The following is a 2,162-nucleotide window of genomic DNA, read 5'->3' as shown; positions in this document are numbered from 1 at the left end:
TGGTCGAGCAGGCGTCGGTGGCCGACAACAAGAAGTCGGTGAAGCAGCTGCTGGCCGAGGCCGGCATCGAGGTCACCCGCTTCGTGCGGTTCGAGGTCGGCCAGGCCTGAGCCGCCACCGGGCGCCGCGCGCGCCCGTGGGCAGAAGACGTCAACGAGGAGGCCGCCGGTGTACGTGACAGGCACCGCGGCCTCCTCGTCACATAGGGTCGGCAGCGGCAGGTTCGCGGTACGCGCCGCACGGGGCGTGCGCGTGGGGACGGGCGGGGCGGATGACGCAGGTTGTGAGTGACCGGACGCTGGAGCTGGACGATCCGACGGCACCGCCGCCGGGGCGTGCCCGCCGGGTGGTGCTGAAGCTCTCCGGTGAGGTCTTCGGTGGCGGCGCGATCGGCGTCGACCCGGACGTCGTCCAGGCCATCGCCCGGCAGATCGCCACAGTGGTCCGCCGCGGCGTGCAGGTCTCCGTGGTGGTCGGCGGGGGCAACTTCTTCCGCGGCGCGGAGCTGCAGAAGCGTGGGATGGACCGGGCCCGCGCCGACTACATGGGCATGCTCGGCACCGTGATGAACTGCCTGGCCCTCCAGGACTTCCTGGAGAAGGAGGGCATCGAGACCCGGGTGCAGAGCGCCATCACGATGGCCCAGGTCGCCGAGCCGTACATCCCGCTGCGGGCCATCCGGCACCTGGAGAAGGGCCGCGTGGTCATCTTTGGCGCCGGCGCTGGGATGCCGTACTTCTCCACCGACACGGTGGCCGCCCAGCGGGCGCTGGAGATCCGGGCCGACGTGGTGCTGATGAGCAAGAACGGCGTGGACGGCGTCTACACCGCCGACCCACGGATCGACCCCACCGCCAGCAAGCTCGACTCGATCACCTTCTCCGAGGTGCTGCGCCGCAACCTGCGGGTGGCCGACGCGGCGGCGTTCAGCCTCTGCATGGAGAACGGCCTGCCGATGCTGGTCTTCGGCGCGCAGGGTGACGACACCATCATCCGCGCGGTGGGTGGCGACAAGATCGGCACCCTGATCACCGCCTGAGTCCCGCAGACGGCGACGGCAGCGGTCTGACGACTTTCAGCAGAGCCCACGACGAGCACAGAAGGAGGCGAGGAGACCGGTGATCGACGACACCCTCCTCGAGGCCGAGGAAAAGATGGACCGTGCGGTTGAGCACGCCAAGGAGGAGTTCGGCGCCATCCGTACCGGTCGCGCCAACGCCGCCATGTTCTCCAAGGTCATCATCGACTACTACGGCACGCCCACGCCGCTGACGCAGATGGCGTCCATCGCGGTCCCCGAGCCGCGGATGGCCGTCATCAAGCCGTACGACAACTCGCAGATCAACGCGATGGAGAAGGCGATCCGCGACTCGGACCTCGGGGTGAACCCGAACAACGAGGGCACCCAGCTGCGCATCCTGCTCCCGCAGATGACCGAGGAACGCCGCCGCGACATGATCAAGGTGGCTCGGCACAAGGGCGAGGAGGCCAAGGTGGCGATCCGCAACGTCCGCCGCCGTGGCAAGGAGGAGCTGGACCGGATCGTCAAGGACGGCGAGGCCGGCGAGGACGACGGCCGCCGCGCCGAGAAGGAACTCGACGACCTGACCCAGCGCTACGTGGCCACCATCGACGACCTGGTGAAGCACAAGGAAACCGAGCTGCTCGAGGTGTGACGCATGCTTCGAGGCCCGTTCCCGACCTCGGGAACGGGCCTCGTGTTGTCGGTCAGCAGGGAATCCAGACGGTCCTGGTGCGCTCGGCGAACTGCTCGCCGGTGTCGGCGTCCCGCAGCGAGAAGCGGGCGGTTGCCCGGCCGGGGTGCAGCGCCGGAGTGACGCGGGCGAACGCCATCGAGAGTTCGACGGTGCCGCCGTCACAGACGACCTCGCCAGCGCCGCGTCCCCCGGTGGCCCAGAGGGTCGGCAGGCCGTCCTGCACCAGCGACGCCGACATGAGGACGAAGCCGGCCGGGCAGTTGCGGGCGGTGGCGGTGACCGACGTTGCCGGGTACGTCACGCCCGGCTCGGCGGCGGGCGGCTCGAACGGGAACAGCTCGCTGGCGTGGCGGTCGATGGTGATCCGGGTCTGTGTCGTGCTGGCGGCTGCCGGTGACGCCGCTGCCAGGACCATGGCGGCCACGGTCAGCACCGCGAGACCGA

General features: G+C 69.9%; 3 protein-coding genes and 1 pseudogene. 3 read left to right on the top strand and 1 reads right to left on the bottom strand.

The features are described from left to right. The 3 genes and pseudogenes from KBX53_RS30750 to frr all read left to right on the top strand — a co-directional run. A pseudogene (locus KBX53_RS30750) lies at nucleotides 1–110 on the top strand (elongation factor Ts); the annotation flags it as partial. Nucleotides 111–271: 161 nt separating this feature from the next. Beyond that, nucleotides 272–1,039, top strand: a complete 768-nt coding sequence (gene pyrH / locus KBX53_RS30745) for a UMP kinase (RefSeq protein WP_030335195.1) — start codon at nucleotides 272–274, stop codon at nucleotides 1,037–1,039. A gap of 79 nt (nucleotides 1,040–1,118) precedes the next feature. Continuing rightward, nucleotides 1,119–1,676 (top strand): ribosome recycling factor, encoded by a 558-nt coding sequence (gene frr / locus KBX53_RS30740; protein ID WP_030335193.1) that lies wholly within the window; start codon nucleotides 1,119–1,121, stop codon nucleotides 1,674–1,676. Nucleotides 1,677–1,728: 52 nt separating this feature from the next. Here frr and KBX53_RS30735 read toward each other — a convergent pair. Beyond that, nucleotides 1,729–2,162 (bottom strand): hypothetical protein (locus KBX53_RS30735; RefSeq protein WP_210863231.1); only part of this gene is annotated, 434 nt, incomplete at its 5' end.

The sequence above is a fragment of the Micromonospora sp. M51 genome (assembly GCF_018070305.1).
GTDB classification, from domain to species: Bacteria; Actinomycetota; Actinomycetes; order Mycobacteriales; family Micromonosporaceae; genus Micromonospora; species Micromonospora parva.
Note: the sequence above shows the minus strand (reverse complement) of the source record. Positions and strands in the feature narration are given on the sequence as shown.

Coding starts and splice junctions, on each gene's coding strand:
- pyrH (WP_030335195.1), top strand. CDS start 272: ATGACGCAGGTTGTGAGTGACCGGACGCTGGAGCTGGACGATCCGACG.